Annotated in this window: 10 protein-coding genes and 1 pseudogene; 4 read left to right on the top strand and 7 right to left on the bottom strand. The window is 73.2% G+C overall.

Features of this window, described 5'->3' with window-relative positions:
* Positions 1-66: 66 nt before the first annotated feature.
* Entirely contained in the window at positions 67-579 is a 513-nt protein-coding gene (locus J7523_RS09105; protein ID WP_291885219.1) for a DUF664 domain-containing protein, read from the bottom strand.
* Positions 580-764: 185 nt separating this feature from the next.
* Here J7523_RS09105 and J7523_RS09100 point away from each other — a divergent pair, with 185 nt between their 5' ends.
* A complete protein-coding gene (locus tag J7523_RS09100; protein ID WP_291885217.1) occupies positions 765-1,244 on the top strand; it encodes a type VI secretion system tube protein Hcp in 480 nt (159 codons plus the stop codon).
* A 20-nt stretch (positions 1,245-1,264) separates the two neighbouring features.
* Here the strand turns inward: J7523_RS09100 and cysA are convergent, their stop codons facing one another.
* The 6 genes from cysA to J7523_RS09070 all read right to left on the bottom strand — a co-directional run bounded on the left by cysA (position 1,265) and on the right by J7523_RS09070 (position 9,184).
* Positions 1,265-2,200 (bottom strand): sulfate ABC transporter ATP-binding protein, encoded by a 936-nt coding sequence (gene cysA / locus J7523_RS09095; RefSeq protein ID WP_291885215.1) that lies wholly within the window; start codon positions 2,198-2,200, stop codon positions 1,265-1,267.
* Positions 2,197-3,048: a sulfate ABC transporter permease subunit gene (locus tag J7523_RS09090; protein WP_291885212.1), complete on the bottom strand. Its 852-nt coding sequence runs from the start codon at positions 3,046-3,048 to the stop codon at positions 2,197-2,199. The genes cysA and J7523_RS09090 overlap by 4 nt, the downstream gene beginning before the upstream one ends.
* Complete coding sequence (cysT, locus tag J7523_RS09085) at positions 3,041-3,904, bottom strand: sulfate ABC transporter permease subunit CysT (protein WP_291885209.1); 864 nt, start codon at positions 3,902-3,904, stop codon at positions 3,041-3,043. Before cysT ends, J7523_RS09090 begins: the two co-directional genes overlap by 8 nt.
* Positions 3,901-4,959, bottom strand: coding sequence for an extracellular solute-binding protein (locus J7523_RS09080; RefSeq protein ID WP_291885206.1), 1,059 nt, complete (start codon positions 4,957-4,959; stop codon positions 3,901-3,903). The genes cysT and J7523_RS09080 overlap by 4 nt, the downstream gene beginning before the upstream one ends.
* A gap of 134 nt (positions 4,960-5,093) precedes the next feature.
* Positions 5,094-7,703, bottom strand: a complete 2,610-nt coding sequence (locus tag J7523_RS09075) for a polynucleotide kinase-phosphatase (protein WP_291885204.1) — start codon at positions 7,701-7,703, stop codon at positions 5,094-5,096.
* Positions 7,700-9,184 carry a 3' terminal RNA ribose 2'-O-methyltransferase Hen1 gene (locus tag J7523_RS09070; protein WP_291885201.1) on the bottom strand — a complete coding sequence of 495 codons (1,485 nt, stop codon included), beginning with the start codon at positions 9,182-9,184 and terminating at the stop codon, positions 7,700-7,702. The genes J7523_RS09075 and J7523_RS09070 overlap by 4 nt, the downstream gene beginning before the upstream one ends.
* 177 nt (positions 9,185-9,361) lie before the next feature.
* Between J7523_RS09070 and J7523_RS09065 the strand changes: the two genes are divergently transcribed.
* The 3 genes and pseudogenes from J7523_RS09065 to J7523_RS09055 form a co-directional block, all read left to right on the top strand.
* Positions 9,362-10,894, top strand: coding sequence for an MmgE/PrpD family protein (locus J7523_RS09065; protein WP_291885198.1), 1,533 nt, complete (start codon positions 9,362-9,364; stop codon positions 10,892-10,894).
* On the top strand, positions 10,894-11,787 hold the full coding sequence (gene prpB / locus J7523_RS09060) for a methylisocitrate lyase (RefSeq protein WP_291885195.1): 894 nt from the start codon (positions 10,894-10,896) through the stop codon (positions 11,785-11,787). The genes J7523_RS09065 and prpB overlap by 1 nt, the downstream gene beginning before the upstream one ends.
* A gap of 43 nt (positions 11,788-11,830) precedes the next feature.
* Positions 11,831-12,629 (top strand): annotated as a pseudogene (locus J7523_RS09055) (citrate/2-methylcitrate synthase); the annotation flags it as partial.

Below are 12,629 nucleotides of genomic sequence, written 5' to 3'. Positions count from 1 at the left end.
CTCAATTCGCCGGAAGCCCGTCGCATTCCGCGCCGTCCCAGCCCGCGGGCGGGGTCGAGCGCCCGGTCAGCGACCCGAACGGTCGAGCAGTCCGCGGACGTACGAGGCCTGGCCGGCGTGCTGCAGGTCGTCGGCGAGGATGCTCACGAGCCGGACGCCGAGCGTGACGGGCGGGTCCCACGACTCGTCGACGACCTCGTCGAGGTCCGTCGGGTGCAGCCGGCCGAGGAAGTCGAGCGTCTGCTCGGCGACGGCGTCGTAGTAGCCGAGCAGCAGCTCGGCAGGCGCGTCGACGAGCGCGACGTCGTCGGACGACTGTCCGTATCCCGTCGCGGACGCCGCGAACGGCAGCCCGAGCCGCTGCGCCCAGCCCTGCACGACCCACACCTGCCCGATGCCGGCGACGTCGGCGACCTGCGCGTCCTGCACCCGGCCCGCGTGCCACACGAGCCACGCGAGCGTGTTCGCGTCGGCGTCCGGGCGGAACGTCAGGCCGCGACTGTCCAGCCCGCGGACCGCCCGGTGCAGGACCGGCCCGATGCGTCCGAACTCCTCGGCCAGCAGCGCTGCGACGTCCACCCGGCGTCCCCCTCGGTCGCGTCGAGCCGCCCGGCGCGGGCGGCTGCGGTCCGGGTCGACGCTACCGACGACTGCGCCGACCGGCGCGCGGGAGGTCCGCGCCCGAGCAGTGCCCGACCCCTGGTGGCCGCCCGCCGGGAGTGCCAGACTCCGGGCATCGCCCCTGCTCTCTGCGAAGGCCGACCATGGCGAACGCGTTCCTCAGGCTCGACTCCGTCCCGGGCGGCTCGGTGGACCGCAGCCACCGCGACTGGATCGACGTCCGCAGCGTCGAGTGGTCGGAGAGCGCGAGCGGCACCGGCCACCCGGGCGCAGGCGGCGCCACGGGGAAGGTCGACGCGCACCCCGTCCGGCTCACGGCCTCGCTGGGTGTCGCCTCACCGCTGCTGTTCCTCGCGTGCGCGCGCGGCACCCACGTCCCGACCGGCACGATCGAGCTCGCCCACGCGGGCTCGCGGCCGGCGGTGGTGGTGCGCTGGGACCTGCAGGACGTCACGGTCACGTCGTACGGCCTGTGCGACGACGTCGGCGCCGGTGAGCCGGTCGACGCGTTCTCCCTCACGTTCCGGACGCTGACGTTCTCGTACCTGCCGCAGAAGAGCGACGGCAGCACCGGGACACCCGTGACCGCGGGCTGGGACTTCGTGCGGCACGCACCGGTGTGAGCGCGCGGGCCGACGCGACGTCAGGCCAGCGCGCGCACCCAGACGTCCGACCCGGGGGTCAGCTCGAGCGTGTCCGCCTGCCCGCGCGTGAGCTGCACCCACAGGTCGCCGTCGGCCGTGGTGACGTCGGCCCGCACCTCGAAGCCGATGCGCTGCAGCCGGGCCACCCGTCCGGGCACCGCACCGTCCACGTGCACCGCCGAGACGTCGAGGTCGTGCGGTCGCACGAGCCGCCCGCCGAGCCGCGTGACCGGGCCCATGAACTCCATGACGAAGTCGTTCGCGGGCTTGTCGTACAGGTCCGACGGCGACCCGACCTGCTCCACGCGACCGCCGTTCACGACGACGACCTCGTCGGCGACCTCGAGGGCCTCCTCCTGGTCGTGCGTGACGAAGACCGTCGTCACGTGGACCTCGTCGTGCAGGGCCCGCAGCCAGCCGCGCAGCTCGCGGCGCACCTTGGTGTCGAGCGCCCCGAACGGCTCGTCGAGCAGCAGCACGGACGGCTCGGCGGCGAGCGCCCGGGCCAGCGCCATCCGCTGCCGCTGACCGCCCGACAGCTGCGCCGGCTTGCGGTGAGCGAGCTCCTCCAGGTGCACGAGCTCGAGCAGCTCGTTGACGCGGCGCTTCACCTCGGCCTTCGGGCGACGGCGGATCTCGAGCCCGAACGCGACGTTGCGGAACACCGACAGGTGCTGGAACGCGGCGTAGTGCTGGAACACGAACCCGACGTTCCGCTCGTGCGCCGGGACGCGCGTCATGTCGCGCCCCGCGATGCTGACCTCGCCCGCGTCGGGCGTCTCGAGCCCGCCGATCACGCGCAGCAGCGTCGACTTGCCCCCGCCGCTCGGGCCGAGCAGCGCGGTGAGCGCGCCCGCGTGGACGTCGAGGTCGACGTCGTCGAGCGCGACGAACGACCCGAACCGCTTGGTGACTCCGGTGGCCTGGATGCTCATGACAGCTCGTCCTTCCGACGCAGGGAGGCGGCGACCAGCAGCGCGGCGACCGTCGTGACGATGAGGACGAACGCCAGCTGGTACGCCCCCGGTTCCATCTGCTGCACGCGTTCGGCGATGACGAGCGTCGTCGTCTGGGTCTGACCGGCGCCGCTCACGTTGCCTGACACCACGGCGACGGCCCCGAACTCTCCGACGCACCGGGCGAGCGCGAGGACCACGCCGTACGTGAGCGCGGGCTTGATGGTCGGCACCGTGATGCGCCAGAACGTGTGCCACCCGCCGGCGCCGAGCACGCGGGCGGCCTGCTCCTGGTCGGTGCCGACCTCCTGGAGCACGGGCACGACCTCCCGCAGGACGAGCGGCAGCGACACGAACGTGGTCGCCAGGATCATGCCGGGGACCGCGTAGATGATGTCGATGCCGGCGGACTCGAGCGGGGCGCCCAGCCAGCCCTTGTGCCCGTAGACGAGCACGAGCGCGAGGCCCGCGACGATCGGCGACACGGCCATCGGCAGGTCGGCGAGCACCCCGAGCAGCCGGCGCCCGACGAAGTGGTAGCGCGTGAGCAGGATGCCGAGCGCGACGCCGAACGCGGTGCCGAGCAGCACCGACGTGATCGAGACCTCCGCGGTGAGCCGGAACGCGGTGACCGCCTGCTCCGAGCTGATCGCCGCCCAGAACGCCGCGGCGCCCGGGCTGAGGGCGCGCCACGTGATGATGCCGAGCGGCACGAGCACGAGCACGGCGACGTAGGCGAGGCCGACGGTGCGTAGCGCGATCCGACCGGCGCCCGCCCGCGGCCGTGCGGGGGCGCCGAGGGGCGCGGGTGCGAGGACGTCAGCCACGGCGACCCGCCCGGTGGGAGACGATCTCGAACCCGACGAGCACGACGAGCGACACGACGAGCAGCACGGTCGCGGTCGCGGCGGCCCCGGGGAAGTCGTAGCTCTCGTACAGGCTGAACGCGTACATCGACGACACCTGCGTCTTGTCGAGCCCGCCCGAGATGAGCAGCACCGACCCGTACTCGCCCATCGCCCGCGCGAACGCGAGCGCGGCGCCCGCGGCGATGGCCGGCACGAGCGGGGGCAGGACGATGCGGCGGAACACGGTCCGCGGGCGGGCTCCGAGCGTCGCGGCGGCGTGCTCGGTGTCCCGGTCGAACGCCATGAGCGTGGGCTGCACGGTGCGCGCGACGAACGGCAGCGTGACGAACAGCAGCGCGACCATGATCCCCCAGCGGGTGCCGAACAGGTCGATGCCCACGGGGCTGTTGCGCCCGTACACGCTGAGGATGACGAGGCCCGCGACGATCGTCGGCAGCGCGAAGGGCACGTCGATGACGAGCTCGACCCACCGCTTGCCCGGGAAGTCGTCGCGCACGAGCACCCACGCGAGCAACGTGCCCATGACGACGTTGATCGCCGTCACGACGAACGAGCTCGTGACCGTGAGCACGAGGGCGTCGACCGCGGCGGGCGCGGTGACGGCGGCCCAGAACCCGGACCAGCCGGTGCTCCACGCCTCGGCGGCGACGGCCGCGAGCGGGAGCAGGACGAGAAGGCTCAGCGCCAGGGTGACGATGCCGAGCGTGAGGCCGGAACCCCGCCCGAGGGGGGCTCCGGTGCGTGGCGCAGGTGCGCCCGTGGGCGCGGCCGCCGCAGCGGCCGCGCCCACGGGCGTCTCGACGAGGGTGGTCACCCGACCGACGCCTCGATCTTCGTCACGAGACCGTCGGTCTTGTCGAAGTACTCCTTGTCGACCTTCTCCCAGCCGCCGAGGCTCTCGATCGTGATGAGCTTCTTGACCGCCGGGAACGGGTCCTCGGGGTCGGTCGCACCCTTGACGGTGCCGGGCTCGACCACGTCCGCGACCGGACGGAAGCCGTGCGAGGCGAAGATCTTCTGGCCGTCCGCGCTGGTCACGAACGTGAGGAACTTCTTGGCGGCGTCGGACGACTCGGTCGTGACGGCACCCGGGTTCTCGATGAGGACGCTCTCGTCCGGGACGACGTACTCGACGTCGGCGCCCTTCTGCCGGGCCGCGATCGCCTCGTTCTCGTACGAGACGAGCACGTCGCCGGTGCCCTGCGTGAACGTGGTGGTCGCGTCGGCGCCGCTGTCGGGCTTGCTCACGATGTGCTGGAAGAACGTGGTGAGGTAGTCGGACGCCTCGGCATCGGTGCCGCCGTTCGCGATGACGTGCTGGTAGGCGGCGAGGATGTTCCACTTCGCGGAGCCCGACGTCGCCGGGTCGGGCGTGACGATCTCGACGCCCTCCTTGGTCAGGTCGTCCCAGCCGGTGATGTGCTTGGGGTTGCCCTTGCGGACGACGAGCACGACGACCGAGCTCGACACGATGCCCTTGTTCGCGTCGGAGTCCCAGCCCTCGGCGACCTGGTCGGGCACGAGCCGCGTGAGGTCCGGGCCGACCGAGAAGCCGACGTAGTCGGCGGGCTGCCCGGCGGCGACCGCCTTCGACTGCGACCCGCTCGGGCCGTACGACGCGGAGAACTCGACGCCCTTGCCCTCGTCGGTCTTCTGGAAGGCGGTCTCGAGGTCGTCGTACGCGGGCTTCGGCACCGAGAACGCGACGATGCTGACCTTGGCGCCGGCGGCGGGCGCGGCGCTCTCGCCGGAGTCGTTCGCGTCGGCCTGCGAGGAGCACCCCGCGACGGTCAACGCAGTGGCCGTCAGGCACGCGACCGCGGCCCAACGGCGGGCGGTCGCGCGGGGGTGGGTGCTCTTCGCAGTCATGGTTCTCGTTCCCTCGGGGGTAGGAGCGGTGCTTCGGTGCGAGAACCAAACCAGAGTATGCCGACCAGATCGATGGGGTATTCAGGATGTGAGACGACCGTCTCACGGCGATGTCCAGCCCGTGGACGCCCTGGTCAGAGCCGAGGGTCGACCGGCTCCGACTCCAGCGCCAGCACGCCGAACACCGCCTCGTGCACGCGCCAGACGGGCTCCCCGGCGACCGCCCGCTCGACCGCCTCCAGGCCGAGCGCGTACTCCCTCAGGGCCAGGCCGCGCTTGCGCCCGAGGCTCCGGGACCGCAGCCGGTCGAGGTTCCCCGGCTCCGTGTAGTCGGGCCCGTAGATGATCCGCAGGTACTCCCGGCCACGGACCTTGATCCCCGGCTGCACCAGTCCCTTGCGGCCCCGCACCAGGTTGGCGAGCGGCTTGACGACCATGCCCTCTCCCCCGCTGTCCGTGAGGTCCTGCCACCACGACGTCCCGGCCGCGACCGACGCCTCGTCGGCGACGTCCACGACCAGCCGCCGCGTGGTCTGCAGCACGCCCGCCCGGTCGGCTTCGACGAGCGCGTCGGCCACGCCGAGGTGCCACAGGTGGTCGCGGTGCTGGAACGTCGCCGCGTCCGACGCGACGACCTGGAACGGCGCGAGACGCACCCCGTCGAGCCCGTCCGTCGGCCACACGTACCGGCGGTACGCGTCGACGAACTGCGCCGCATTCCGGTCGCGCGACCGCGTGCGGTCCAGCAGCCCACCCACGTCCAACCCGCGTGCGGCGGCCCGCTCGATCGCGGCGACCGCGGCCGGGAGCGCCGAGCGTGCCGCCGCCCCGACGGCCGCGTACTGGTGGCGCAGCAGGTCGCCGGCCTTCGCCGACCACGGCATGAGCTCGCAGTCGAGCAGGAACCACCGGGCTTCGACGCCGTCCTGCCCGAGCGCGGCCCACGTCCCCGCCGTGTCGGCAGCACGCCGGACCACGTCGAGCAGCTGCTCCGTGAGCGCCGGGTCGAAGAACGGGCGGCCCGTGCGCGTGTGGATCGCGCCGGTGACGCCGGCGGGCATCCCGAAGCGGTCGTCCGCGACCTGCGCGTCACGGCACACGATCACGACGGCCCGCGACCCCATGTGCTTCTCCTCGCACACCACCGTGCCGACGCCGTCGGACCGGTACGCGTCGAACGCCTGCTCGGGGCGCTCGAGCGACGGCCCGTCCGGTGCCGTCGCGCACGGGCTCATGGTCGGCGGCAGGTACAGCAGCCAGCGCGGGTCGACCGCGAACCGGCTCATCACCTCGAGCGCCCCGACCGTGCTCTCCTCGGCGATCGTCACGCGGCCGTGCAGGCGGGTCTCGACGACGCGCTTGCCCAGCACGTCGGACACGTCGAGGACGTCGGGGTCGCGGTGCCCACCGACAGCGCCCGCGTCGACGGCCCCCGCCGCCGGGAACGGTCGCGCCGGCTCGTACCAGACCTGCGCGGCCGGCACCTGCACGAGCTCCTTCTCCGGGTACCGCAGCGCCGTCAGGTGGCCGCCGAACACGCACCCGGTGTCGAGGCACATCGTGTTGTTGACCCACGTCGGCACCGGAGTCGGCGTGTGGCCGTACAGCACCATCGCCCGGCCCCGGTACTCGTCGGCCCACGGGTAGCGGACCGGCAGCCCGTACTCGTCGGTCTCGCCGGACGTGTCCCCGTACAGCGCGAAGCTGCGCACGCGGCCCGACGCCCGGTTGTGGAACGCCTCCTTGAGCCCGGCGTGCGCCACGACCAGGCGGCCGTCGTCGAGCACGAGGTGCGCGACGAGCCCGTCGCAGAAGTCACGCACGCGCGCCCGGAACTCGTCCGCCTCGGCGTCGAGCTGCTCCAGCGTCTGCGCGAGCCCGTGCGACGTCTGCACCTGGCGACCGTCGAGCGCGCGCACGAGCTTGTTCTCGTGGTTGCCCGGCACCGCGAGCGCGTGCCCGGCCTCGACCATCCCCATCACGAGGCGCAGCACGCCCGGGCTGTCGGGGCCGCGGTCCACGAGGTCGCCGAGGAACAGCGCCCGCCGCCCCTCGGGGTGGACGGCGTCGACCGGTCGGCCGTGGTGGTCACGGACGAGCGCGTAGCCGAGCCGGGTCAGGAGCTCCTCGAGCTCCGCGCGGCAGCCGTGCACGTCGCCCACCACGTCGAACGGGCCGCGCTCGGTGCGGCGGTCGCTGCGCAGCGGCTCGCGCACGATCACCGCCGCCTCGACGTCGGCGGTGCTGCGCAGCACGTGGACGCCCCGGAACCCCTCGCGGTTGAGCCCCCGCAGCGAGCGGCGGAGCTGGTCGCGCTGGCGACGGATCACGTGCGCGCCGAAGTCCCGGTCGGTGCGGGCGGCGTTGCGGTCGAGGCAGACCTGCTCGGGCAGGTCGAGCACGACGGCGACGGGAAGCACGTCGTGCGCGCGGGCGAGCTCGACGAGTGCGCGGCGGGCCGTGGGCTGCACGTTCGTCGCGTCGACGACCGTGAGCAGTCCGGCGTCGAGGCGCAGGCCCGCGACGTGGTGCAGCGCGTCGAACGCGGCCTTCGTGGCGTCCTGCGAGTTGACGTCGTTCGACACGAGCCCACGGAAGAAGTCGCTCGACAGCGTCTCGAACGGCGCGAAGTGCTGGGCCGCGAACGTGGACTTGCCGGACCCGGACGCCCCGACGAGCACGACGAGCGACAGCGCCGGCAGCGTGATCGAGGTGGTGCGATCTGCGCCTCGCTCGCTGGTCATGCGGCCACATCCTTCGTGAGGACGGCGAGCTGCGTCGGCGGGCCCACCTCGGGGTCCTCGGGCCCGACGGGCGCGAACCGCGCCGTGTACCCGTACCGCTGCGCGACCGCGCCGACCCACTCCCGGAACTGCGCCCGGGTCCACTCGAAGCGGTGGTCCGCGTGCCGGAAGGCCCCGGCCGCGAGCCGCTCGTACCGGACGTTGTGCTCGGCGTTCGGTGTCGTCACGACGACCGTCCCCGGTGCCGCCGATCCCAGGACGGCCCGCGCGAGCGCACCCAGGCGCGACGCGTCGACGTGCTCGACGACCTCCATGAGCACGGCCGCGTCGAACCCGGCCACGCGCGCGTCGGCGTACGTCACCGACGACTGTGCGAGGTCGACGCGCTGCCGGGCGCGGTCGGGCAGGGTGTCGAGGTGCAGCCGCCGGGCGGCGACCTGCAGGGCGCGGTGCGACACGTCGACGCCGAGCAGCCGCTCGAACCGGGGGTCCGCCAGCAGGGCGCTCAGCAGGACGCCCTCCCCGCAGCCCAGGTCGACGACGCTGCGCGCCCCTGACTCGCGCAGGACCTCGACGACCGCGTCCAGGCGCTGCGCCGCGAGCGGGCGGGTGGCCGCGGGCGCCTCGGCAGCGGCGCTCCGGTCGGCCGGGCCCTCGGTCACGCTCGCCGCGACGATGGCGTCCGGCGCGACGGCGTCGTCGGCCTCGGGCGCCACCGCGTCGTCCAGCACCTCCGGCTCGACGTCGTCCACCTCGGCGAGCCGCGCGAGCGCCGACCGTGCGAGCGACCCGCGGTGCGCGAGGTAGCGGCGGGCGATCTCGCCGCGCTCGGGGTGCGCACCGAGCCATCCGCCACCCACCCGGACGAGCTTGTCGACCTCGTCGGACCCGACCCAGTAGTGCTTGGCCGCGTCGAGCGTCGGGAGCAGCACGTAGAGGTGGCTCAGGGCCTCGGCGACGCGCATCGTCCCGGTCAGGCGCAGGTCGACGTACCGGGAGTCGCCCCAGGCGGGGATCGTCGGGTCGAGCGGCACGGGCGTCGTCTCCACGTGCCACCCGAGCGGCTCGAACAGGCGCTCGGCCACCTCGACGCCTCCCCGGCACGGCACCGCGGGTGCGTGGACCGTGAGCGGGAGCGCCGCGTCGACGAGCTCGGGCCTGGTCTCGCACCGTCCCGCCATCGCGCTGCCGAACACCCGCCCGAGGGCGACAGCAAGCATCGACGACGCCGCGTACGGGCGGTCGTTGACGTACTGCGCGAGGCTGAACCCGGCGTCCCGCGGACCCTTGCCGCGGACGAGCGCGATCGGGTCGACCTCGAGCAGGAGCGCGACGGTGCACTCGTCGGGCGTCGCGACCGGGTAGAACACGTGCGCGCGGCCCACGGACAGGTCGAACGACTGTGCGCGCTCGGGGTGCTTGTGCAGCAGGAAGCCCAGGTCGGTGGCGGAGGGCGCGGTCGACGTCAGGGTGAGCAGCACCGCGCGATCGTCGCACGCGGGCATCCGCGTGGTTTGCTGATTTCCACAGCCGTGCGGGCACGGCACCGGGCGTTACCGCACAGTAACCTCGGGGCCGTGGTCGTCGCGCTCGACGAGGAGCGTGGACCCGTGCCAGGCCCGCACCGGCCCGGCGCCAACGAGAGGCAGACAGCAGCGATGACCCAGCAGCACGACGTGCGCGTCCACCCGAGCGCCGACCGCCTGGCACGCACCGACCAGCTCGCCTGGAAGATCGCGCAGGTCGCCGCCGACCCGGTGGCCGTGCCGGACGACGTGACCGACATGATCGTCAACCGGGTCATCGACAACGCCGCCGTCACGGTCGCCTCGCTGACCCGTCGGCCCGCCGTCGCCGCGCGCGCCCAGGCCCTGACGCACCCGCTCGCCCCCGGTTCGACGCGGCACGGCGCGACCGTCTCGGGCGTGGACCCGGCGACGCGCGTGACGCCCGAGTGGGCCGCGTGGGCCAACGGGGTCGCGGTGCGCGAGCTCGACTACCACGACACGTTCCTCGCGGCCGACTACTCGCACCCGGGCGACAACATCCCGCCGATCGTCGCCGTCGCGCAGCACACCGGCCGGTCGGGCGCCGACCTGGTCCGCGCGATCGCGACCGGGTACGAGATCCAGGTCGACCTCGTCCGGGCGATCAGCCTGCACGCGCACAAGATCGACCACGTGGCGCACCTCGGGCCGTCCGTCGCCGCGGGCCTCGGCACCCTGCTCGGGCTGTCGACCGAGGTGACGTTCCACGCCGTCGGCCAGGCCCTGCACACCACGACCGCGACGCGGCAGTCCCGCAAGGGCGAGATCTCGACGTGGAAGGCGTACGCGCCGGCGTTCGCGGGCAAGGTCGCGATCGAGGCCGTCGACCGGGCGATGCGCGGCGAGACGTCGCCGACGCCGATCTACGAGGGCGAGGACGGTGTGATCGCCTGGCTCCTCGACGGCCCGGAGGCCCGCTACGTCGTGCCGCTGCCCGGCCCGGGCGAGGCCAAGACGGCGATCCTCGACACGTACACGAAGGAGCACTCGGCGGAGTACCAGTCGCAGGCGCTCATCGACCTCGCGCGACGCCTGCGCCGCGAGCGACCGGACCTCGCGGACCCGTCGAACGTCGCGTCGATCGTCATCCACACGTCGCACCACACGCACTACGTGATCGGGTCGGGCGCGAACGACCCGCAGAAGTACGACCCGTCGGCCTCGAGGGAGACCCTCGACCACTCCATCCCGTACATCTTCACGGTCGCGCTTCAGGACGGCGGCTGGCACCACGTCGACTCGTACGCGCCGTCCCGCGCCGCCCGGCCCGACACCGTCGCACTGTGGCACAAGGTCACGACGACCGAGGACCCCGAGTGGACGCGGCGCTACCACTCGACCGACCCCACCGAGAAGGCCTTCGGCGGGCGCGTCGAGATCACGACGACGTCCGGCGAGGTCGTCGTCGACGAGATCGCCGTGGCCGACGCGCACCCGCTGGGCGCCCGGCCGTTCACGCGCGAGCAGTACGTCGCGAAGTTCCGCACCCTGGCCGACGGCGTCCTGCCGGACGTCGAGATCGACCGGTTCCTCGCGGTCGCCCAGCGGCTTCCCGACCTGCGGCCCGACGAGCTCGGCGGCCTGACGGTCGTCGCGCCGCGGGACGTCCTCGACGCCGTCCGCACCCCGGAGGGACTGTTCTGATGCTGTACGCGACCACCACCCCCGCCGACCGTCGAGCGACCCTGCGCGCCGAGCTCGCGTCCGGGCGGCTGCTGCGGATGCCCGGTGCGTTCAACCCGTTGTCGGCCCGGCTCATCGAGGCCAAGGGGTTCGACGGCGTCTACGTGTCGGGCGCCGTGCTGTCCGCGGACCTCGGCCTGCCCGACATCGGCCTCACGACGGCCACCGAGGTGACGCAGCGCGCGGGACAGATCGCGCGCATGACGAACCTGCCCGCGATCGTCGACGCCGACACAGGTTTCGGCGAGCCGATGAACGTCGCACGCACGGTCCAGGGTCTCGAGGACGCGGGACTCGCCGGCTGCCACATCGAGGACCAGGTCAACCCGAAGCGGTGCGGGCACCTCGACGGCAAGTCCGTGGTCGACGAGGAGACCGCGCTGCAGCGCATCCGCGCCGCGGTCGACGGGCGACGCGACCCCCACTTCCTCGTCATGGCACGCACCGACATCCGCGCGGTCGACGGCCTGTCCGCCGCGGTCGACCGGGCGAAGGCGCTCGTCGACGCCGGGGCCGACGCGATCTTCCCCGAGGCCATGACCGGGCCGGAGGAGTTCGAGGCGATCCGGGCCGCCGTCGACGTGCCCCTGCTCGCCAACATGACGGAGTTCGGCAAGGGCGAGCTGCTCACCGCGCAGCAGCTCGCCGACATCGGCATGAACATCGTCATCTACCCCGTCACGCTGCTGCGGCTCGCGATGGGCGCCGCGATGACCGGGCTCGACGAGATCAAGGCCGAGGGCACGCAGGCCGGGCTGCTCGACCGCATGCAGACCCGCGCCGAGCTCTATGACCTGCTCGACTACCAGGCGTACAACCACTTCGACGCGGACGTCTTCAACTTCCGGCTCTGAACCCGTTGCCCGCTTCACCATCAACGACGATGGAGGACCGCACGTGACCGACTCCCCCGAGGCCCAGATCCACAAGGGGCTGGCCGGCGTCGTCGTCGACACCACGCAGGTGTCGTCCGTCGACGCGGCGAGCAACTCCCTGCTCTACCGCGGCTACCCCGTGCAGCAGCTCGCCGCCCGCTGCTCGTTCGAGGAGGTCGCGTACCTCCTGTGGCACGGCGAGCTCCCCTCGGCGGAGCAGCTTGCCGACCTGCAGAAGACCGAGCGCTGGCACCGGGTGCTCGACGAGCAGGTCGTCGCCGCCGTCCTCGCGCTGCCGGAGTCCTGCCACCCGATGGACGTCGTCCGGACCGCCGTGAGCGTCATCGGCGCGCACGACCCGACCGCCGGCGACGCCTCCCCGGAGGCCAACCTCGCCAAGTCGGTCCGCCTGCTCGCGCAGCTCCCCGGCATCGTCGCGCTCGACCAGCGCCGCCGCCGCGGCCAGGACGCGATCGCGCCCCGGGACGACCTCGGGTTCGCGGAGAACTTCCTGTGGGTCACGTTCGGCGAGGTGCCCGACCCGGTCGTCGTCCGGGCGTTCGAGGTGTCGATGGTGCTGTACGCCGAGCACTCGTTCAACGCCTCGACGTTCACGGCCCGGGTCATCGCGTCGACGCTGTCCGACCTGCACTCCGCCGTCGTGGGGGCCATCGGGGCGTTGAAGGGGCCCCTGCACGGCGGCGCCAACGAGGCCGTCATGGCGACGTTCGCGGAGATCGGGTCCGCCGACCGCGCCGCGGCCTGGCTCGACGACGCGCTCGCGCACAAGCGCAAGATCATGGGCTTCGGCCACCGCGTCT

Source organism: Cellulomonas sp., assembly GCF_017744555.1.
Lineage (GTDB): Bacteria > Actinomycetota > Actinomycetes > Actinomycetales > Cellulomonadaceae > Cellulomonas.
The sequence above is the reverse complement of the archived record's forward strand: the minus strand, read 5'-3'. Positions and strand labels throughout refer to the sequence as shown.

Excerpts from the sequence above, each read along its gene's own strand:
- J7523_RS09100 (WP_291885217.1), top strand. The coding sequence starts at position 765 with ATGGCGAACGCGTTCCTCAGGCTCGACTCCGTCCCGGGCGGCTCGGTG.
- cysA (WP_291885215.1), bottom strand. The coding sequence starts at position 2,200 with ATGAGCATCCAGGCCACCGGAGTCACCAAGCGGTTCGGGTCGTTCGTC.
- J7523_RS09080 (WP_291885206.1), bottom strand. The coding sequence starts at position 4,959 with ATGACTGCGAAGAGCACCCACCCCCGCGCGACCGCCCGCCGTTGGGCC.
- J7523_RS09075 (WP_291885204.1), bottom strand. The coding sequence starts at position 7,703 with ATGACCAGCGAGCGAGGCGCAGATCGCACCACCTCGATCACGCTGCCG.
- J7523_RS09065 (WP_291885198.1), top strand. The coding sequence starts at position 9,362 with ATGACCCAGCAGCACGACGTGCGCGTCCACCCGAGCGCCGACCGCCTG.
- prpB (WP_291885195.1), top strand. The coding sequence starts at position 10,894 with ATGCTGTACGCGACCACCACCCCCGCCGACCGTCGAGCGACCCTGCGC.